Origin of the sequence: Pseudomonas sp. PAMC 25886 (assembly GCF_000242655.1) — a bacterium.
Lineage (GTDB): Bacteria > Pseudomonadota > Gammaproteobacteria > Pseudomonadales > Pseudomonadaceae > Aquipseudomonas.
On sequence record NZ_AHHC01000066.1, the window covers coordinates 68,476 to 87,573 of the forward strand.

The 19,098-nt window shown below is 61.3% G+C and carries 16 protein-coding genes; 2 read left to right on the forward strand and 14 right to left on the reverse strand.

The genetic code is table 11. The features are described 5' to 3' along the window. Window positions 1-104: 104 nt before the first annotated feature. The 13 genes from MUM_RS0122560 to dksA form a co-directional block, all read right to left on the reverse strand. Window positions 105-1,121 carry a class I SAM-dependent rRNA methyltransferase gene (locus MUM_RS0122560; protein ID WP_010174352.1) on the reverse strand — a complete coding sequence of 339 codons (1,017 nt, stop codon included), beginning with the start codon at window positions 1,119-1,121 and terminating at the stop codon, window positions 105-107. A 43-nt stretch (window positions 1,122-1,164) separates the two neighbouring features. After that, window positions 1,165-2,040, reverse strand: a complete 876-nt coding sequence (locus tag MUM_RS0122565; protein ID WP_010174354.1) for an oxygenase MpaB family protein — start codon at window positions 2,038-2,040, stop codon at window positions 1,165-1,167. 6 nt (window positions 2,041-2,046) lie between these two features. Next, a complete protein-coding gene (acs, locus tag MUM_RS0122570; RefSeq protein ID WP_010174357.1) occupies window positions 2,047-3,984 on the reverse strand; it encodes an acetate--CoA ligase in 1,938 nt (645 codons plus the stop codon). 105 nt (window positions 3,985-4,089) lie between these two features. Next, entirely contained in the window at window positions 4,090-5,754 is a 1,665-nt protein-coding gene (gene pgi / locus MUM_RS0122575; RefSeq protein WP_010174359.1) for a glucose-6-phosphate isomerase, read from the reverse strand. A 225-nt stretch (window positions 5,755-5,979) separates the two neighbouring features. After that, window positions 5,980-6,831 carry a pantoate--beta-alanine ligase gene (panC, locus tag MUM_RS0122580; RefSeq protein WP_010174361.1) on the reverse strand — a complete coding sequence of 284 codons (852 nt, stop codon included), beginning with the start codon at window positions 6,829-6,831 and terminating at the stop codon, window positions 5,980-5,982. Next, the gene (panB, locus tag MUM_RS0122585) at window positions 6,828-7,628 is read right to left on the reverse strand and encodes a 3-methyl-2-oxobutanoate hydroxymethyltransferase (RefSeq protein WP_010174364.1); all 801 of its coding nucleotides are present in this window, start codon (window positions 7,626-7,628) and stop codon (window positions 6,828-6,830) included. Before panB ends, panC begins: the two co-directional genes overlap by 4 nt. Before the next feature lie 215 nt (window positions 7,629-7,843). Beyond that, window positions 7,844-8,341, reverse strand: coding sequence for a 2-amino-4-hydroxy-6-hydroxymethyldihydropteridine diphosphokinase (folK, locus tag MUM_RS0122590; protein WP_010174366.1), 498 nt, complete (start codon window positions 8,339-8,341; stop codon window positions 7,844-7,846). Window positions 8,342-8,345: 4 nt separating this feature from the next. Next, entirely contained in the window at window positions 8,346-9,752 is a 1,407-nt protein-coding gene (locus MUM_RS0122595) for a polynucleotide adenylyltransferase PcnB (protein ID WP_010174368.1), read from the reverse strand. Window positions 9,753-10,463: 711 nt separating this feature from the next. After that, window positions 10,464-11,900: a sigma-54-dependent transcriptional regulator gene (locus tag MUM_RS0122600; protein ID WP_010174370.1), complete on the reverse strand. Its 1,437-nt coding sequence runs from the start codon at window positions 11,898-11,900 to the stop codon at window positions 10,464-10,466. A gap of 22 nt (window positions 11,901-11,922) precedes the next feature. Continuing rightward, window positions 11,923-14,877: a sensor histidine kinase gene (locus MUM_RS0122605; protein WP_029616058.1), complete on the reverse strand. Its 2,955-nt coding sequence runs from the start codon at window positions 14,875-14,877 to the stop codon at window positions 11,923-11,925. Beyond that, a complete protein-coding gene (locus MUM_RS1000000133860) occupies window positions 14,861-15,037 on the reverse strand; it encodes a hypothetical protein (RefSeq protein WP_003176118.1) in 177 nt (58 codons plus the stop codon). The genes MUM_RS0122605 and MUM_RS1000000133860 overlap by 17 nt, the downstream gene beginning before the upstream one ends. Before the next feature lie 62 nt (window positions 15,038-15,099). Further along, window positions 15,100-15,987, reverse strand: a complete 888-nt coding sequence (gluQRS, locus tag MUM_RS0122615; RefSeq protein WP_010174399.1) for a tRNA glutamyl-Q(34) synthetase GluQRS — start codon at window positions 15,985-15,987, stop codon at window positions 15,100-15,102. Between the two features lie 84 nt (window positions 15,988-16,071). Continuing rightward, a complete protein-coding gene (gene dksA / locus MUM_RS0122620) occupies window positions 16,072-16,506 on the reverse strand; it encodes an RNA polymerase-binding protein DksA (protein WP_010174401.1) in 435 nt (144 codons plus the stop codon). 321 nt (window positions 16,507-16,827) lie between these two features. Here dksA and MUM_RS0122625 point away from each other — a divergent pair, with 321 nt between their 5' ends. Continuing rightward, the gene (locus MUM_RS0122625; protein ID WP_010174403.1) at window positions 16,828-18,000 is read left to right on the forward strand and encodes a pyridoxal phosphate-dependent aminotransferase; all 1,173 of its coding nucleotides are present in this window, start codon (window positions 16,828-16,830) and stop codon (window positions 17,998-18,000) included. Beyond that, window positions 18,000-18,713: a DNA/RNA nuclease SfsA gene (sfsA, locus tag MUM_RS0122630; RefSeq protein WP_010174405.1), complete on the forward strand. Its 714-nt coding sequence runs from the start codon at window positions 18,000-18,002 to the stop codon at window positions 18,711-18,713. Before MUM_RS0122625 ends, sfsA begins: the two co-directional genes overlap by 1 nt. Here sfsA and MUM_RS0122635 read toward each other — a convergent pair. After that, window positions 18,710-19,027 (reverse strand): Rieske (2Fe-2S) protein, encoded by a 318-nt coding sequence (locus MUM_RS0122635; protein WP_010174407.1) that lies wholly within the window; start codon window positions 19,025-19,027, stop codon window positions 18,710-18,712. The genes sfsA and MUM_RS0122635 overlap by 4 nt on opposite strands. Between the last annotated feature and the right edge of the window lie 71 nt (window positions 19,028-19,098).

Sequence of the window (19,098 nt, forward strand, 5' to 3'; positions counted from 1 at the left end):
GACGCCATCTATGTCGATCAAGAGTGCCTTGGAGTATGGCACGGGTTTACGGTTCCGAAGAACCGGGCCTTTATTACTGCGCCCGGGCCCTTTTGGGACAAGTCTTACAGCTGCAGTATCAGGGTCTTCAGCGGTGGCTGTTGGTCCTGCGACGGGAAGTCTGAGCCGGGTGTCATGACCTGCCAGTCGCGTACCGGGCGACCGGCCTTTTCGGCGCAGCGCAGGACCTGGTCGCGCCAGTCGTCCATGCTGACTTTTGCCAGGTTGTTGCAGCAGATCAGCACACCGTCATCGGCAGTGGCCAGCAGCGCAGGCTTGAGCAGGCTCTGGTAGTCGCGCAGCAGGTCGACGGTGCCGAAAGCGCTCTTGGCCCAGGCGGGAGGGTCGAGCAGCACCAGGTCGTACTGGCGTTGATCCAGGCGTGGATAGCTCGGCAGTTTCTGACCGCGGCGCTGGCTGATGGGCAGGCCCGCCAGTTGGCGGATTGCCGGGAAATAATCCGACTGCACGAATTCCATCGCCGGCAATTGCGGGTTGAGTTGACCGTTTTCGCGACCGACCGCCAGGTTGCCCTCGGCAAAGTCCAGGTTGCACACCTCGCGGGCGCCACCGGCAGCGGCGCTCAGGCCTACGCCGCAGGTGTAGGCAAACAGGTTCAGCACGCTTTTGCCGGCACTGTGTGCCTTGACCCAGCCACGGGTGTTGCGCAGGTCCAGGAACAGCAGCGGGTCTTGCCCGGCGTGCCGCCCGCGTACGCGGTAATTGAGGCCCCATTCGTGGCCGATCAAGTCTTCCAGGGCCGCAGGTTCCGCGCGGTACACCGTGTCTTCACGGTCGATGCGCGAGTTGCCCCGGGAGCGATCGTTGTAGACCAGCAGCAGCTCCAGCCCCAGGTGCTGGTTGATCGCCTGGTGCAATTGCAGCAGGTCTTCACTTTCCAGCGACTGGTGAAAGCTCTGCACCAGCAGTTGCGGGCCATAGCGGTCGATGGTCAGGCCGCCAGCGCCTTCCTGGCTGCCGTGGAACAGGCGATAGCAATCGGTGCCTTGGGCATGCAGCTCGGCAAGCAAGTCCTGGCGATGATCGAGGGCGGCGCGCAGCGCCTGATTCAAGGGAGACATAGTGCGCGCCTTGCAGGGTAATTGGGGCGCGGGAGTTTAACAGTTATGGCTCCAGCAGGCCCATCCGCCTGTGGGCCCGTTGTACCGAACCATTGCGCATGGCCCAGCGCAACAACGGCGCGCTGTGCCTGACCCCCGCGCGGATCATCTGGCGCTGGATCGGGCTTTGCTTCTGCCCGAGCATGTCGCTGGCCCAGTCCGGCAGCAGGTCGATGCCGGCCTGCATCATCAACGAGCCAAACGGCTTGGCCAAGGTGCTGGGAGACGGCGCATTAAGCAGCAGGCGCAGGACTTCGTGGCTGCGTTCATCACACAGCAGTTGCGGGCGAATACGCTCAAGGTAATCGGAAATTTCCTGACGTGAGCGCGGCACATGGCGCGCGCCCAATTGCTCGGCCACCAGGGCGATTTCGCTGTAGTACCGGTCTTGATCTCTGGGGGATAAATCCGGGTTGCGATAACGCAGGTGGGCCGCGAGAAAGTTGCTGACCTCTGCCACATGCACCCAGGTCAGCAGTTCGGGGTCACTGGCCGCATACGGTCGTCCGTCCGGGGCATGGCCGACCACTTGCAGGTGAATGGTGCGCACTTTCTCGATCAGCCATTCGGCGTCACGCCGCGAACCGAACGTGGTCCCGGAAATAAACTGCGAGGTGCGTCGTAAACGCCCCAGCATGTCCTGCCGAAAGTTCGAGTGGTCCCACACGCCGGCCAGCGCCAGCGGGTGTAATGCCTGCAACATCAATGCGCTGATGCCGCCAATCAACATGCTGCTGAAGTCGCCATGGACCTTCCAGCTCACCGAGTTCGGTCCAAAGAGACCTGGATCGCCCTTGGGGTTTTCCAGGTCGAGTTGGCCCAGCGACAAACCGGTCAGGCTCATCAGCTGGTTTTCGATGCGGCTGCGAATGAATTCCATGGGTTCCTATCGGTTGAGGCGCTTGTCGATCAGGCCGTCCACCACGCTCGGGTCGGCGAGGGTGGAAGTATCCCCCAGGCTGTCCAGTTCGTTGCAGGCAATCTTGCGCAAAATCCGCCGCATGATCTTGCCTGAGCGGGTTTTCGGCAAGGCCGGCGCCCATTGAATCAGTTCGGGCTTGGCGAAGCTGCCGATTTCCTTGCTCACCAGGTCCAGCAGGTGCTTTTTCAACGCATCGTCGGGTTCGACGCCATTCATGGGCGTGACGAAGGCATAGATGCCCTGGCCTTTGACGTCGTGGGGATAGCCCACCACCGCAGCCTCGGCGACCTGATCATGCAGCACCAGGGCACTTTCCACCTCGGCGGTGCCGATACGGTGCCCGGACACGTTGATCACATCATCGATGCGCCCGGTGATCCAGTAATCGCCGTCCTCGTCACGCCGAGCACCGTCGCCGGTGAAGTAGTAGCCGGGGTAGGGTTTGAAATAGGTGTCGATCATCCGCTGGGGATCGCCGTACACGCTGCGGATCTGCCCTGGCCAACTGGATTTGATCGCCAGTACGCCGCTGCCGGCGCCGCTGATTTCCTTGCCTTGCTCATCGAGCAGCACCGGCACCACGCCAAACATTGGCTGGGTGGCGCAGCCGGGCTTGATGCGCTGGGCGCTGACCAGTGGGCTGAGCATGATGCCGCCGGTTTCGGTCTGCCACCAGGTGTCGACAATCGGGCAGCGTTGTTCGCCGACCGCGTTGAAGTACCAGTCCCAGGCTTCCGGGTTGATCGGCTCGCCGACGCTGCCCAGCAGGCGCAGGCTGGCGCGGGAAGTGTTTTCCAGCGGGCCATGCCCTTCACGCATCAGCGCGCGCAGGGCGGTGGGTGCGGTGTAGAAGATGTTGACCTGATGTTTGTCGATCACCTGCCAGAAGCGCGAGCTGTCGGGGTAGCTCGGCACGCCTTCGAACATCAGCGAGGTGGCGCCATTGGCCAGCGGGCCGTAGACGATATAGCTGTGGCCGGTCACCCAGCCCACATCGGCGGTGCACCAGAACACTTCGCCGTCGCGGTAGTCGAGCACGTATTTAAAGGTCATTGCAGCTTGCAGCAGGTAGCCGCCGGTGGTGTGCAGCACGCCTTTGGGTTTGCCGGTGCTGCCGGAGGTGTAGAGGATAAACAGCGGGTCTTCGGCGTCCATCGGCTCGGGCGGGCAGTCGTCGCTGGCCGCGTCCAGGGCCTGTTGATAGTTGAGGTCGCGCCCTTCAGTCCAACTGACCGCCGCACCGGTGCGCTGCACCACCAGTACCGTGCTGACGCCTGGGCAACTGGCCAGGGCCTTGTCGACATTCTGTTTCAGCGCCACTGGCTTGCCACCGCGCACGCCTTCATCGGCGGTGATCACCGTGCGGCAGTCGGCGTCGAGAACGCGGTCGCGCAGGGCGTCCGGCGAGAATCCACCAAACACCACCGAATGCACCGCACCGATCCGCGTGCAGGCCAGCATCGCGTAGGCCGCCTCGGGAATCATTGGCATGTAGATGCACACGCGGTCGCCTTTCTTCACGCCACGACTTTTCAGCACATTGGCCAGGCGGCTGACGTTTTGGTGGAGTTGGCGGTAGGTAATTTTGGAAGATTTTGCAGGATCATCGCCTTCCCAGATGAAGGCCGGTTGATCGGCGCGTTGTGCCAAGTGACGGTCGATGCAGTTGTAGCTGACGTTCAGTTGGCCGCCGGCAAACCATTGGGCGGCGCCGGTCTTGATGTCGGACTGCTGGACGGTGTGCCAAGGCGTGGTCCAGTCGAGAAAGCGCTTGGCCTGATCGGCCCAGAACGTGTCGGGTTGCTCGACGGATTGGCGGTAGAGGCGCTGGTAGTCCTCTTGACTGAGTTGCGCAGCCCGGCGGACGGCATCGGCGGTGGGGAACGTGCTGATATCGAACATGAGGGATCCTTATTCTTGTTTTTGCGACAAGCAATAAAGATGCACCCTGTGGCAGGCGGGTTCAAGGCCAACGTCCAAACAGACGTTGGCCTTGCAGGCATACCCTCAACCGCGGTGACGACCGCGGAAGTAGTTGATCAACCCTTGGGTGGACGCATCGTCCGCAGGCTGTTCTTCAGTGCCGGTAAGGCGGTTGTAGACGCCTTTGCCCAGCTCCTTGCCCAGCTCCACGCCCCATTGGTCGAAGGCATTGATGCCCCAGATGACGCTCTGCACGAACACTTTGTGCTCATACATCGCCACCAGCGCGCCGAGGCGGCGAGGGCTGATGCGTTCAACCACAATGGTGTTGCTCGGGCGGTTACCCGGGATCACCTTGTGCGGTGCAAGTTTCTGCACTTCGGCTTCGGCCATGCCTTTTTCGCGCAGTTCGGCTTCAGCTTCGGCGCGGGTCTTGCCCAGCATCAGTGCCTGGCTCTGGGACAGGCAGTTGGCGTACAGCCACTGATGGTGGTCGGAGACCGGGTTGAAGCTGACGATCGGCACGATGAAATCGGCCGGGATCAGTTGGGTGCCTTGGTGCAGCAGTTGGTGGTAAGCGTGCTGGCCGTTGCAGCCTACGCCGCCCCAGATAACCGGGCCGGTGTCGGTGGAAACCGGCGTACCGTCCTGGCGCACGCTCTTGCCGTTGGATTCCATGTCCAGCTGTTGCAAGTGCTTGGTGATGTTACGCAGGTAGTGGTCGTACGGCAGGATCGCATGGCTCTGCGCGCCCCAGAAGTTGCCGTACCACACGCCCAGCAGGCCCAGCAGCACCGGCATGTTCGCCTCGAACGGTGCAGTCTGGAAATGCTGGTCCATGGTGTAGGCACCGGACAGCAGTTCCTTGAAGTTGGACATGCCGATCGCCAGCGCAATCGGCAGGCCGATGGCCGACCACAGCGAGTAACGACCGCCGACCCAGTCCCACATCGGGAAGATGTTTTCTTCGCGGATACCGAAGGCCACGGCGGCCGCGTTGTTGCTGGACACGGCGATGAAGTGGCGATACAGCTCGGCTTCCGAACCACCCTGGGCCAGGTACCAGGCGCGGGCGGCCTGGGCGTTCTTCAGGGTTTCGAGGGTGTTGAAGGATTTGGACGAGACGATGAACAGCGTGGTCTCGGCGCGCAGCTTCATGGTCAGCTCGTGGAACTCGCTGCCGTCGATGTTCGCCAGGTAATGGCAGCGCACGCCTTTGTGGGCGTAGGACAACAGCGCTTCGGAGACCAGCTCCGGGCCGAGGAACGAGCCACCGATACCGATGTTCACCACGTCGGTGATCGGCTTCTCGGTGTAGCCACGCCACAGGCCGTCGTGGATGCGGCCGACCAGGTCAGTGATCTGGTTCAGCACCTTGTGCACGTCCGGCATGATGTTCACGCCGTTGACCGACAGCTTGTCACCTACCGGGCGACGCAGCGCAGTGTGCAGCGCCGGGCGGCCTTCTGAAGAGTTGACCGGCTCGCCGTTGAACAACGACTTGATCGCGCCTTGAAGGTCGACTTCCTTGGCCAGGCCCACCAGCAGGTCGCGGGTTTCGCTGGTGATCAGGTTTTTCGAGTAATCGAGGAAAAGTCCGCAGCTGCTCAAGGTGAACTGGGTAAAGCGCTGGGGATCGGCATTAAAGGCTTCGCGCATGCTGAAATCCTGCATGGCTTGGCGATGTTGATTGAGCGCTTGCCAGGCGGGCAGAGCGGTAACGTCATGAGGAGTGCGGTAGTACGCCATCGCTGCGGGTTTCCTTTTTATTGCTGGGACTGCTTGTAGGACACTTTAAAGCCGGGAATGTCCTGTCTTTGTGAAGATGACAGGCTCCGGTCGACGCCAACGAATAGCGTAGGGCGAATACATTAAACCTAGCGTGTCGATCTGTCTTGGCTTTGTCTGCGCTGTGGCCGGTACTTTTTTATACCGGCCGATCAGGCAGTGCAACAGGCGGGGTGTGTCGCGGGGTCAGTTCAGCTGCAAATGCAGGTTGTCGATCAGGCGGGTGGCGCCGAGGTAGGCAGCGACCAGAATCACCACGTCCCGGTCTTCAGCGGTGGCCGGACGCAGGTGCACGCCCTGGCGGACCTCCAGGTAATCCATGCGAAAGCCTGCGGCTTCGATCTGCCGGACCTGTGCGGCGCGCAGTGTGGCGAAGTCGCGGTCGCCGGCTTCAATCGCCGTCGCAATCTGGCTGAGGCTGCGGTACAGCACCGGTGCGATGGCTCGCTGCTCCTCGGTGAGGTAACCGTTACGCGATGACAGTGCCAGGCCATCATCGGCCCGTACGGTGGGTTCGCCGATAATCTGGATCGGCATGTTCAGGTCATGGACCATGGCGCGAATGACCGCCAGTTGCTGGTAGTCCTTCTGGCCAAAGATCGCCAGGTCGGGCTGGACCATGTTGAACAGCTTGCTGACCACCGTGGCCACACCTTCAAAATGCCCCGGACGGCTGGCGCCGCACAGGCCTTCGGACAGTTGCGGCACGCTGACGCGCGTCTGGCCGGCCATGCCGTCGGGGTACATCTCGTCAACGGTGGGGGCGAACAGCAGGTTGCAGCCGGCCTGCAGGAGTTTCTCCTGGTCGGCCGCCAGGGTACGCGGGTACTTGTCCAGGTCTTCGCCGGCGCCAAATTGCAGCGGGTTGACGAAAATGCTCGCGACCACGAAGTCCGCTTGTTGCGCGGCCTTGGTGACCAGCGTGGCGTGGCCGCTGTGCAGGTTGCCCATGGTGGGCACGAAGCCGATGCGTTTGCCCGCGCTGCGGGCATGGGCGACGGCGGCGCGCAGTTCGCGCACGGTCTTGACGGTGTTCATGCAGAGAATCCGTGTTCGGCGCCCGGGAAGGTGACGGCTTTGACTTCGCTGACGTAGGCGGCGATTGCCGATTGGATGCTGTCCTGGCCGGTCATGAAGTTTTTCACGAACTTGGGTACGCGGCCGGTGAGGGACAGGCCCAGCATGTCGTGCAGTACCAGAACCTGGCCATCGGTGTCAGCGCCTGCGCCGATACCGATCACCGGTACCTTGACCGCCTGGGTGATTTCCGCTGCCAGCTCGCTGGGTACGCATTCCAGCAAAATCATGCACGCACCGGCCTGTTCCAGGGCGATGGCATCGGCGCGCATCTGGCGCGCCTGGGCTTCGCCGCGGCCTTGCACCTTGTAGCCGCCGAGGATATTGACCGACTGTGGCGTCAGGCCCATGTGCGCGCAAACCGGCACGCCACGCTCGGCCAACAGGCGGATCGACTCGGCAAGCCAGGCGGCACCTTCAACCTTGATCATGTGCGCACCGGCACGCATCAGTTGAGCGCTGTTGGTCAGCGTCTGTTCGATGGTGGCATCGGCCATGAAGGGCAGGTCGGCAATGATGAAGGCGCCCTCGTTGCCGCGCTTGACGCAGGCCGTGTGGTAGGCGATTTCATCGTTTGTCACGGGCAGGGTGCTGTCATTCCCTTGTAGAACCATGCCCAGGGAATCCCCCACCAGCAACACTTCAACTCCTGCCTGGCTGCTGGCCTGGGCAAAAGTGGCGTCGTAACAGGTCAGCATGGTGATCTTTTCACCTTTGAGCTTGAGGCTCTGCAAGGTGCTCAGGGTAACGTTTGGCATGAAAAGGGTCCTCATTCAGGCGCTTGGAAACAGCGAGTAACGCGCGTGAGTCTTCGTTTATACAGGCGCACTTTCTTAAGGATCAGTGCTTATAAGGCCTGGATTGCGCCCTTTAGCGCCGGGTAGGCGGCAGCGGGACGCCTATAGTCGTGAGGAGAACTCTGGAAGTCAATTGGATGTGTTACCGCATTGTTACGGCGGTGGTGTTACCGCTGTTACTGATGCGATTCAGCAGGCGCGAGACGTTCCAGGCCGACAAACGGGCAGGCGTCCAGCAGGTCACTAAGCAAGCGGCCATCGGCCAGTTGCAGGCCGGCGGGGGCCAGTTCTGCCAGCGGGTACAGTACGAATGCCCGCAGGTGCATTTGATAGTGCGGCACCTTCAGGCGTGGCTCATCGATCAGCCGGTCGCCAAATACCAGGATGTCCAGGTCGAGGGTGCGCGGACCCCAGCGCTCAAGACGCTCGCGGCCCTGGTCATTCTCGATGGCTTGCAGCGCATCGAGCAGTTCCAGCGGCGCAAGGGCGCTGTCCAGGGCCGCGACCGCGTTGGTGTAGCGCGGTTGGCCCGGGAGCAGGGAATCACTTTGATAGAAGGCAGAGACGCCCGCCAGCGTGGTGTCCGGCAATTGCGCCAAGGCCTCGACGGCATGGCGCAATTGTTGTTCAGGGGCCGCCAGATTGCTGCCCATGCCGATGTAGATACGTTCCACGGGCTTACTCGCCAGACGCGCTCGAGGCGTCGCCAGCGCTGCGTTTGCGCTTGCTGCCACTGCTGCGGCGACGCTTTTTCGGGCCATCGCCAGTGGCTTCGCCTTTGCTGCTGAGCTCTTTGATCATCTCGCGGCGCTGGCTGTCGTTGGCGTCCTGGTAGTCAGTCCACCATTCGCCCAGGCCGTCGGTCTGCTCGCCGGCGCTTTCGCGCAGCAGCAGGAAGTCGTAGCCGGCACGGAAGCGCGGGTTGTCCAGCAGCAGGTCGGCGCGTTTGCCGCTGCGACGTGGCAGGCGCTCCTGCATGTCCCAGATCTCGCGGATCGGCATGGTGAAGCGTTTCGGGATGGCGATGCGCTGGCATTGCTCGGCGATCAGCTCGTGAGCGGCCTCCTGCATGGCAGGAATTGCCGGCATGCCACGGTCTTGCAGGCGCATCACGCGTTTTGGAAGCGCTGGCCACAACAGGGCGGCAAACAGGAACGCCGGGGTGACCGGTTTGTTCTGCTTGATGCGCAGGTCGGTGTTGATCAAGGCTTCGCTGATCAGCGTGTGGGTGTAGGTCGGGTTGTACTCCAGTGCTTCGGCGCTGGCCGGGAACAAGGGGTCGAACAACTGCAGGTCCACCAGCATTTCGAAGGTGTCGGCGGCATAACCGGAGAGGAACAGCTTGAGCACCTCTTCGAACAACCGGGCCGAGGGGATTTCCCGCAGCATCGGTGCCAGGTCGCGAATCGGCGCGGCCGTGTGCTTCTCGATCCCGAAGTTCAGCTTCGCGGCAAAACGCACCGCCCGCAGCATGCGCACCGGGTCTTCCTGGTAGCGTTGCGTCGGGTCGCCGATCAGGCGCAGCAGGTTGTTGCGGATGTCGTGTACGCCATTGGCGTAATCGAGAATGCGCTCGCTGACCGGGTCGTAATACAAGGCATTGATGGTGAAGTCGCGGCGTTGCGCGTCTTCTTCCAGCGTGCCGTAGACATTGTCCCGCAGGATGCGTCCGCTTTCATTGCGGGAAGACTGGTTAGTGTCTTCTTCTTCATCGTTTTGCGGGTGGTTGGCGCGGAAGGTCGCGACCTCGATGATCTCGCGACCAAAGTGGATATGCACCAACTTGAAGCGCCGGCCGATGATCCGCGCATTGCGGAATTCGGCACGCACCTGTTCCGGCGTGGCGCTGGTGGCGACGTCGAAATCCTTGGGAGTGATATTGAGCAGCATGTCGCGCACGCAACCGCCAACCAGGTAAGCCTGGTAGCCGGCGTTCTGCAAACGTTCGACGATGTTCACCGCATAACGGCTGAACTGGGCGCGTTGCAGCGAATGCTGGCTGCTGTTGAGCACTTCAGGCGTGCTGCGTTTGTGTTGCGTACGACGCAAGGGAGAACGGAATGACTGGAACAACTTCTTCAGCATGGGATGCACTGTTTGAAGGAATGTTCGGCCATAACGAAGAATGACCGCATGATGGGCGGGGATTCTAGCATTTAGTCAGGGGATGGTGTAGGAACTAGCTGCAAGGCTTGAGCCAGAAGCTTAAAAGAAGGGTGGCAAGCGCCAAATCGCGGAAACTACAAGGGGAGCCGAAGCTCCCCCAGAAGTAGTTGCGTGCTCTATTTTTATTATTGGTTTCGGGCTTCTTGTTTTTGTTGATCGCCCTCGCCATGAAGTTTCACCTTCATGACACTCCCAATCGGGAGCCAAGAGCAAACGGATTGCTTTGGTCGCTGTGTTGCTGATCTACGATCCAACCAGTTCAGGCTCTGCCTTAGGGCAGTTTTTGTTGTTCTCGGCCTGGTTGCGGGGCAAGCCCCAAATGCAACGCCTCTCCAAAAGAATCAGTTAGCTGCGCCTCCGCCGTGTTGTTTTTGTTATGCGTGAGTCGATTCGTCTTATTTTTATTGTCTTGTACATTTGCTTGTTATTGTTTTTGTACTAAGCATATAGCAGGGTGCGTGCCAACTTTTGCGGGGCCCAGCAAAATAAGGGGTTCGAGGCGTTTTCGGCTTTTTTGAAGGCGAAAAAAAGCCGGGGCTTCGTTACCGTAAGCCCCGGCTTTTGTTACGTGAAAAATCAGCGGTAACAGTTTTTTCACATCTGAGGGTGTTACCTGTGGGGGCGACCCACTCAGCTTTCGCTGGCAACCCCGGTTTTACGCCGCGGGATACCCAGGCGCTGGCGCCGTTCCCACAGGCATTTACGGCTGACGCCCAGTTTGCGCGCCAGTTCGGTCTCGGTCATGTGGTCCTGGTGTTCGAGGACGAAATGCTGGAAGTAATCTTCCAGTGACAAATCTTCCGTCGGCTCGTGGCTGTTGTTACTGCCACCCTGCTGCGGCGGCAGGCCGATGAAGTCGTCGTCATCCAGGTCGCTGAGTTCGATATCGATCCCCAGCAGCTCGGCGGAAATTTCCGGGCTCTCCGACAGAATCACCGCGCGCTCTACCGCGTTCTCGAGCTCCCGCACGTTACCGGGCCAGGAGTAGTGGCGGATAGCCTGTTCGGCATCGGCGGCAAACTTCAGGTCGGTTCGGTTGATGCGCGCACTCTGGCGCGCCAGGAAGGCGGTAGCGATCTCGTTGACGTCGGCGCCGCGTTCACGCAGGGCCGGCAGTTTGAGTGCGATCACGTGCAGGCGGTAATAAAGGTCTTCACGGAACTGGCCGATCTTGGCCAGGCTTTTCAGGTCACGGTGTGTGGCCGCGATCAGTCGTACATCGACCTTCTGCGACTGAACCGAGCCGACGCGGCGGATTTCACCTTCCTGGAGTACCCGCAGCAAGCGTGCCTGGGCTTCCAGCGGCAGTTCGCCAATCTCGTCGAGGAACAACGTGCCGCCGTCGGCGGCTTCAACCAAACCCGCGCGGCCAGCGCTGGCGCCGGTAAAGGCACCTTTTTCATGGCCGAACAATTCGGATTCGATCAGGGATTCCGGGATCGCCGCACAGTTCACCGAGATCATCGGTGCCTTGGCGCGCTTGGACAGGTTGTGCAGGGCGCGGGCCACCAGTTCTTTACCGGTACCCGACTCGCCCTGGATCAATACATTGGAGTCGGTTGGCGCCACTTTGCGGATCTTGCTGTACAGGTCCTGCATCGGTGGGCAGGAGCCGATGATGCCGATTTCGCCATTACTGTTATCAACGCCGGGCTTTTCAGCACCGTTGACGGCCTTGCCCGCTGCCGGGCGCTCAGCCGGTGCGCTGCTGGCGGATTGGCGGTCACGCAGGATGCGGGCCACGGCCTGGAGCATTTCATCGTGGTCGAAAGGCTTGGCGATGTAGTCCACCGCGCCCATCTTCATCGAATCCACAGCAGAACGCAGGCTGGCGTAGCTGGTCATGATCAGCACCGGGGTGCCTTGGCCGAGTTTGATCAACTCGGTGCCAGGGGCGCCCGGCAAACGTAGGTCACTGACGATCAGGTCGAACGTGGGAATGCTGAAACGCTCTTGGGCTTCCTGCACCGAGCCGGCTTCGCTGACCTGGTACTGATTACGTTCAAGCAGGCGACGCAAGGCAGAGCGGATAATGGTTTCGTCTTCGACGATCAAAATGTGCGGCATTGATTCAACTCTCTCGACGGTCTCAGTTCACAGCGGACGTCGCTTCGACATGACGCGGCAAGGTCACCCGAATACGGGTGCCGCGTTGGCTTTCGGTGTCAGCCGGGCTGTCGATGGTGATTTGTCCATAATGCTCTTCAACGATGGAATAGACCAGTGCAAGGCCCAGACCGGTACCTTCACCCGGATCCTTGGTGGTGAAGAAGGGTTCGAACAATCGATCCATGATGTTCTGTGGAATGCCGCTGCCTTCGTCCTCCACGATCAAATCGACCGTGTGCTCGAAAGCCTCGCTCTTGACCCGTACTGCGCTGCCGGCCGGCGATGCGTCGCGGGCGTTGGACAGCAGGTTGATCAGCACCTGGGCCAGGCGTTGTGAGTCACCGTCGACCCAGTGTTCCGGATCGCACAGGTTGAAGAACTGTACTTCGAAATTGCGCCGGTTCAAGGCCAGCAGCCCAATGGCATCCTGGGCGACTTCAGCCAGGCACACGGCTTCGTCGTGATTCTGGTGGGCGCCCGCGTGGGCAAAGCTCATCAGCGACTGCACGATGCGGGAAACGCGCTTGGTCTGCTCGAGAATCTGCCCGCTGATTTCGGTGATCTCGCCGTCTTCTTCGCGCTCTTCCCGCAGGTTTTGCGCGAGGCAGGCGATACCGGTGATCGGATTGCCGATTTCATGGGCCACGCCGGCAGCCAAGCGCCCGATGCTGGCCAGGCGCTCGGAGTGCACCAGTTTGTCTTCGAGCATCTGGGTTTCGGTGAGGTCTTCCACCAGCAGTACCAGGCCGCTGTTGCCGGGCGCCAGGGGCTCGTCGATGGCGGCCTTGTGCAGGTTGAGCCAGCGGGTCTGGCCGTCGAGGGCCAGGTGCTGTTTGTGCAAGTGCTCGTCGGGCAGGTTGATGAAGCCCTGGAGCAATTCTTTCCACGGGTCGCCAATGGTGTTCAGGCGCGAGCCCACCACGCGCTGGGCGGCGATGCCGGTGAGTTCTTCCATGGCCTTGTTCCACATCAGGATCTCTTGATCCTTGGCCAGGGAGCAGACGCCCATCGGCAGTTCCTGCAACGTCTGGCGGTGATAGCGGCGCAGGGCGTCGAGTTCGGCGGCAAGGCCGGTGAGGCGGGAGTGGTAGTCCTCCAGTCGGCTCTCGATGAAGTGGATGTCTTCGGTCACGTAGTTTTCGCCGCCAGCCTTGTAGGGCAGGAAGGTCTCGACCATGTCCTGGGACACGCTTGGGCCCATCAAGCCGGAAAGGTTGGCTTCGATGCGGTCCCGCAGGCGGCGCAACGCATATGGCCGGCGCTCGTCGAACGGCAGGTAGAGATCGCGCAGGGCCTGCTCTACTTCCTTTTGCGCAGCCTTGGCGCCCAGCGGCTTGGCCAGTTGCGTGGCGAATTCCTGGGGGGAGGCGGCGTGCAGTTCGCGGCGTTGAGGGCGGCGTACGTTGTCTACCGCGCAGGCTTCGGCCGCGCTGGTTTCTTCAGGGCTGGCGTTGGTAAACAGCGAGATCAGGGTGAACATCAGCACGTTGGCCGCCAAGGAAGCAATCGCCGCCATGTGCCAACTGGTGTCATCCAACACGTAGATCATGTTCAACAGCGGGATGTAGAAGCCCTGCAAGTTGCCCACCAGCGGCAACAGCATGGTCACGGTCCACACCAGAATCCCGGCCAGCAGCCCGGCGATAAACCCACGGCGGTTGGCGGTCGGCCAGTACAGCACCGACAGAACGCCCGGCAGGAACTGCAACGTGGCCACAAAGGCGACGATGCCCAGGTTGGCCAGGTCCTGCTCGGCACCCAGCAACAGGTAAAAGCCATAGCCGGCCATGATGATCGCGACGATCAGGGCCCGGCGGGTCCATTTCAGCCAGCGGTAGATATTGCCTTCGGCCGGCGGCTGGTAGAGCGGCAGCACCAGGTGATTGAGCGCCATCCCCGACAGCGCCAGGGTGCTGACGATGATCAGCCCGCTGGAGGCTGATAACCCGCCGACATACGCCAGCAGCGCCAGGGACTTGCTGTTCGCGGCAATGCCGACACCCAGGGTGAAGTATTCCGGATTAGTGGTGGCGCCAAGCTTCAGGCCGGCCCACAGGATCAGCGGCACCGCCAGGCTCATCAGCAGCAGGAACAGCGGCAAGCCCCAACTGGCGCTGACCAGCGAGCGCGGGTTGAGGTTTTCGGTGAAGGTCATGTGGTACATGTGCGGCATCACGATGGCCGAGGCGAAAAACACCAGCAGCAGCGTGCGCCATGGGCCTTCCTGCAATGGTGTGTGCAGCGCGGCCAGGGCCGTCTGGTTTTGCAGCAGCCAGAGTTCCAGCTGTTGCGGGCCGTCGAATACGCCATAGAGCGCGTACAGCCCGACGCCGCCGATGGCGATCAGCTTGATTACCGATTCAAATGCGATGGCGAACACCAGGCCTTCATGTTTCTCACGGGTGGCGATATGCCGTGAGCCGAAGAAGATCGTGAACAGGGTAATCAGCGCACAGAAACTCAATGCAACCCGGTGCTGCACCGGCTCGCGCGTCAGGATGCTGATGGAGTCGGCCACGGCCTGAATCTGCAAGGCCAGCAACGGCAGCACGCCAATCAGCATGAAAATCGTGGTCAGCGCACCGGCCCAGGTGCTGCGAAAACGGAACGCAAACAGGTCGGCCAGGGACGACAGCTGATAGGTGCGGGTGATTTTCAGGATCGGATACAGCAGCACCGGCGCCAGCAAAAACGCCCCCGACACCCCGAGATAACTGGAAAGAAAGCCGTAACCGTACTGATAGGCCAGGCCCACCGTGCCATAAAACGCCCAGGCGCTGGCGTATACGCCCAGCGACAAGGTGTAGGTCAACGGATGGCGAATGATCGCCCGCGGAATCATTCCACGTTCACTGATCCAGGCCACCCCGAACAGCGCGGCCAGGTAGGCGGCGCTGATCAGCAGCATCTCGGTCAGGCTAAAGCTCATCGGCATCTTTTTGGCTCTGCAGGATGAAAGTCACGACGATCAGAATCAGCCAAAGCAGATAGGGCCGGTACCAGGCGCCTGTGGCGTCGATCCACCAATCCATGATGGCGGGAGAAAACAGGTAGATCCCGACGACCAGCAGCAGGACCAATCGATAGATGTACATGTTGGCCTCTGATTGAAAAACTGCGGCGATGGTAACGGATGGCTCACAAGCTGCAAGCGCCTTCAGCGCAATTGCGCTTCTGCCAGCGTGAGTGTGCGCGGGATCTGTGCGGCGTCCCAGTGTCGAATGCCCCAGTCCAGCAGTTCCCGTGGGCTGGCGTGGTTCAGTTCGTTGCCCGCTTGCTGGCCCAGGGCACGCAGCGCTCTTAACAGCAAAGGCGTGGCTTGGTCGGTGGTCAAGGGCGGTGAGCGGTAGGATTTGCCCAGTTTGTTACCGTCTGGCTGGACGATCAGCGGTACGTGCAGGTAGCGCGGTTGGCGCAGGCCGAGCAGCTCTTGCAGGTACAGCTGACGCGGTGTGGAGTCGAGCAGGTCGGCACCACGCACGATGTCGGTCACCCCTTGCCAGGCATCATCGAGGACTACCGCCAGTTGGTAGGCATACAGGCCGTCCCGGCGGCGGATGATGAAGTCGCCTGCGTCGCGGCCCAGATGCTGTCGGAATTCGCCTTGTACACGGTCGGTGAAATGATATTCCAGCTCCGGTACGCGCAGGCGGATGGCGGCATCTTGCTGGCCATGGCCGGCATTGCGGCACAGTCCCGGATAAATCCCGTTGTAGGGTTCCAGTTGCTTGCGCGAACAGGTGCAAGCGTAGGCCAGGCCATGATTGAACAGGCGATTGAGCACCTCGGCGTAGGCATCGTGACGTTCGCTTTGTCGGACCAGTTCCCCGTCCCATTCGAAGCCGTAGCTTTCCAGGGCATTGAGGATGGCTGCCTGGGCGCCAGGCTCTTCCCGAGGCGGATCGAGGTCTTCCATGCGCATCAGCCAGCGGCCTTGATTGGCGCGGGCGTCGAGATAGGAGGCGAGGGCGGCTACCAGGGAACCGAAATGCAGGTGTCCGCTGGGCGTGGGGGCGAAACGCCCGATATAGGAGGAGGCAGTCATGGGCCGGATATTACTGGAAAACCGGCAAACGCCAGAAACAAAAATGGGGCGTTCGCACGCCCCATTTGTTCAGCCCGGCAATGATTATTTGCCGACCTGTTTTTCCTTGATTTCAGCCAAGGTCTTGCAGTCCACGCACAGGTCGGCGGTAGGACGCGCTTCCAGGCGACGAATACCGATCTCGACGCCGCAAGACTCGCACCAGCCATACTCTTCGTCTTCGATGAGTTGCAGGGTCTTGTCGATTTTCTTGATCAGCTTGCGCTCGCGATCACGGGCGCGCAGTTCAAGGGCGAACTCTTCTTCCTGGCTGGCACGGTCTGCCGGGTCCGGGAAGTTGGCCGCTTCGTCCTTCATATGGTCAACGGTACGGTCAACCTCTTGCATCAAGTCCTGTTTCCACTGCTTCAGGATCTTGGAGAAGTGTTCGCGCATGGGCTTGCCCATGTATTCCTCACCCTTCGATTCGACGTAGGGTTGGAAGCCGCTGATGCTCTGTTGCTTTGCTTGGGTGGGCATGAATGGACCGCCTCTCACTCTTCTAATCCATTGCGCAGGATTGCAACATCACCGACACCTGCCGGCCCTGCGGCTGCAAGCGGGCGAACTTACCAGATAGATTCGGGGTGCGCCACTCCCGGTTGTCGAGGTCCCGTCTCCTGAGGGTTGCAAACCGCCGCAGGCCCCAGCAGGGCGGGCTTGTACGGTCTCGAATGTTGATTTTAGCTGTTTTGCAGGTAGTTGCCCGCCGCGCTTGCTACATCTCTTGCGGCAATAGAGCGGGTTTTGCGCGGCGGGTTGGGTAGAATCGGGGTTTGTCCTCACAGTTAAGGAAGGCTAATGGCTCAGCCCTACAGTGCGCGCAGCCGCGCTATCGAACCTTTCCATGTCATGGCGTTGCTGGCGCGGGCCAATGAATTGCAGGCCGCCGGGCACGACGTAATTCACCTGGAAATCGGCGAGCCGGACTTCACCACCGCCGAGCCCATCATCAAGGCCGGGCAGGCGGCGCTGGCCAACGGCAAGACCCGCTATACCGCGGCCCGCGGGCTGCCGGAGTTGCGTGAAGCCATCAGCGGTTTCTACCAGCAGCGCTATGGGTTGAGCGTCGATCCTGAGCGAATTCTGATCACCCCCGGCGGCTCCGGTGCTCTGCTGCTGGCGAGCAGTTTGCTGGTGGATCCTGGCAAGCACTGGCTGCTGGCGGACCCCGGCTACCCGTGCAACCGGCACTTCCTGCGACTGGTGGAAGGCGCGGCCCAACTGGTCCCGGTCGGCCCCGACGTGCGTTATCAATTGACCGCCGACCTGGTGGCACGCCATTGGGACCAGGACAGTGTGGGCGCGTTGGTTGCCTCGCCCGCGAACCCGACTGGCACGATCCTGACGCGGGATGAGTTGGCGGGGTTGTCGAGCGCCATCAAGGCGCGCAACGGGCACCTGGTGGTGGACGAGATCTATCACGGCCTGACCTACGGCACCGATGCCGCCAGTGTGCTGGAGGTCGACGATGAAGCCTTCGTTCTAAATAGTTTTTCGAAGTATTTCGGAATGACCGGCTGGCGCCTGGGCTGGCTGGTAGCGCCGCCTGCAGCGGTCGGTGAATTGGAGAAGCTCGCGCAGAATCTCTACATCAGTGCGCCGAGCATGGCCCAGCATGCGGCCCTGGCCTGTTTTACCCCGGAAACGTTGAACATTCTTGAGGATCGCCGGGCCGAGTTTGGTCGGCGCCGCGACTTCCTGCTGCCCACCTTGCGGGAGCTGGGGTTTGGCATCGCCGTTGAGCCGGAAGGTGCGTTCTACCTGTACGCCGATATCAGCGCATTCGGCGGAGATGCCTTCGCTTTTTGCCGGCACTTCCTCGAAACCGAGCACGTGGCGTTCACGCCGGGCCTGGATTTCGGCCGTTATCAAGCCGGTCACCATGTGCGTTTTGCCTACACCCAAAACCTTGATCGCCTACAGGAGGCCGTTGAGCGGATTGCCCGTGGCTTGCGGAGCTGGCAAGGCTGATGCGCTTTAATCCTCCCCTCGAAGAAGGCCGGCTGATCCGCCGTTACAAGCGTTTTCTCGCCGATATCGAAACCGTTACCGGCGAGTTGCTGACCATTCACTGCCCGAACACCGGCTCGATGTTCAACTGCATGGTGGAAGGTGGCCAGGTCTGGTTCAGCCGCTCCAATGACCCCAAGCGCAAGCTGCCCGGCACTTGGGAAATCAGCGAAACCCCTCAAGGGCGCCTGGCGTGTGTGAACACGGCGCGGGCCAATCAGTTGGTGGAAGAAGCGCTGCGGGCCGGGCTGATCACCGAACTCAATGGCTTTACGGCGCTCAAGCGTGAAGTGCCTTACGGTCAGGAAAACAGCCGGATCGACTTCCGCCTGGATTACCCGACGGGCGCGGCGTATGTCGAGGTAAAAAGCGTCACCCTCGGGTTTGACGGGACTTCGACTGCGGCGTTTCCCGATGCCGTGACCCAGCGTGGAGCCAAGCATCTACGGGAGTTGGCACACCTGGCGCGTGAAGGCGTGCGGGCGGTGCAACTGTATTGCGTCAACCTCTCGGGGATCGACTCGGTGCGTCCTGCCGAAGAAATTGATGCCGGTTATGCGGCGGCGTTGCGGGAAGCCAAGGCGGCAGGTGTTGAGGTGTTGGCGTATGGCGTGCGGGTGACGTCAGAGGAAATCTGCGTCGATCGTCGCCTGGAAGTGCTGCTCGGCGACTAGATTTGCACCCACAGGCCCTGTTCGTCCTCGCGGCCGGGCAGGGCGGTCAGGCTCTGTCCGGCGCAAGGTCCGGCAACGCACTCACCGCTCTCGATCAAGAACAGCGCACCATGGGTGGCGCACTGGATCAGGCTGGCGCTGGGGTCGAGAAACTGGTGCGGCTGCCATTCCAGCGGTACCCCGCGATGTGGGCAACGGTTGATATAGAAGTAGGCAACGCCTTCACGGCGCACTGCCAACAACTTGCGGCCGTCGATATCGAAGCCGAGGCTCGCGTTGGGGGCGAGTTCGCTGGAGGCGCAGAGAAACTTCATATAGGTCCTTAAGTGCCGCCGTTTGCGGGCTGCAAGGCTGTCCTGGTTTTGCCGGAGAGCCCGGTGCTTGA

Coding starts and splice junctions, on each gene's coding strand:
- MUM_RS0122560 (WP_010174352.1), bottom strand. CDS start 1,121: ATGTCTCCCTTGAATCAGGCGCTGCGCGCCGCCCTCGATCATCGCCAG.
- MUM_RS0122565 (WP_010174354.1), bottom strand. CDS start 2,040: ATGGAATTCATTCGCAGCCGCATCGAAAACCAGCTGATGAGCCTGACC.
- acs (WP_010174357.1), bottom strand. CDS start 3,984: ATGTTCGATATCAGCACGTTCCCCACCGCCGATGCCGTCCGCCGGGCT.
- pgi (WP_010174359.1), bottom strand. CDS start 5,754: ATGGCGTACTACCGCACTCCTCATGACGTTACCGCTCTGCCCGCCTGG.
- panC (WP_010174361.1), bottom strand. CDS start 6,831: ATGAACACCGTCAAGACCGTGCGCGAACTGCGCGCCGCCGTCGCCCAT.
- panB (WP_010174364.1), bottom strand. CDS start 7,628: ATGCCAAACGTTACCCTGAGCACCTTGCAGAGCCTCAAGCTCAAAGGT.
- MUM_RS0122595 (WP_010174368.1), bottom strand. CDS start 9,752: ATGCTGAAGAAGTTGTTCCAGTCATTCCGTTCTCCCTTGCGTCGTACG.
- MUM_RS0122600 (WP_010174370.1), bottom strand. CDS start 11,900: ATGCCGCACATTTTGATCGTCGAAGACGAAACCATTATCCGCTCTGCC.
- MUM_RS0122605 (WP_029616058.1), bottom strand. CDS start 14,877: ATGCCGATGAGCTTTAGCCTGACCGAGATGCTGCTGATCAGCGCCGCC.
- MUM_RS1000000133860 (WP_003176118.1), bottom strand. CDS start 15,037: ATGTACATCTATCGATTGGTCCTGCTGCTGGTCGTCGGGATCTACCTG.
- gluQRS (WP_010174399.1), bottom strand. CDS start 15,987: ATGACTGCCTCCTCCTATATCGGGCGTTTCGCCCCCACGCCCAGCGGA.
- dksA (WP_010174401.1), bottom strand. CDS start 16,506: ATGCCCACCCAAGCAAAGCAACAGAGCATCAGCGGCTTCCAACCCTAC.
- MUM_RS0122625 (WP_010174403.1), top strand. CDS start 16,828: ATGGCTCAGCCCTACAGTGCGCGCAGCCGCGCTATCGAACCTTTCCAT.
- sfsA (WP_010174405.1), top strand. CDS start 18,000: ATGCGCTTTAATCCTCCCCTCGAAGAAGGCCGGCTGATCCGCCGTTAC.
- MUM_RS0122635 (WP_010174407.1), bottom strand. CDS start 19,027: ATGAAGTTTCTCTGCGCCTCCAGCGAACTCGCCCCCAACGCGAGCCTC.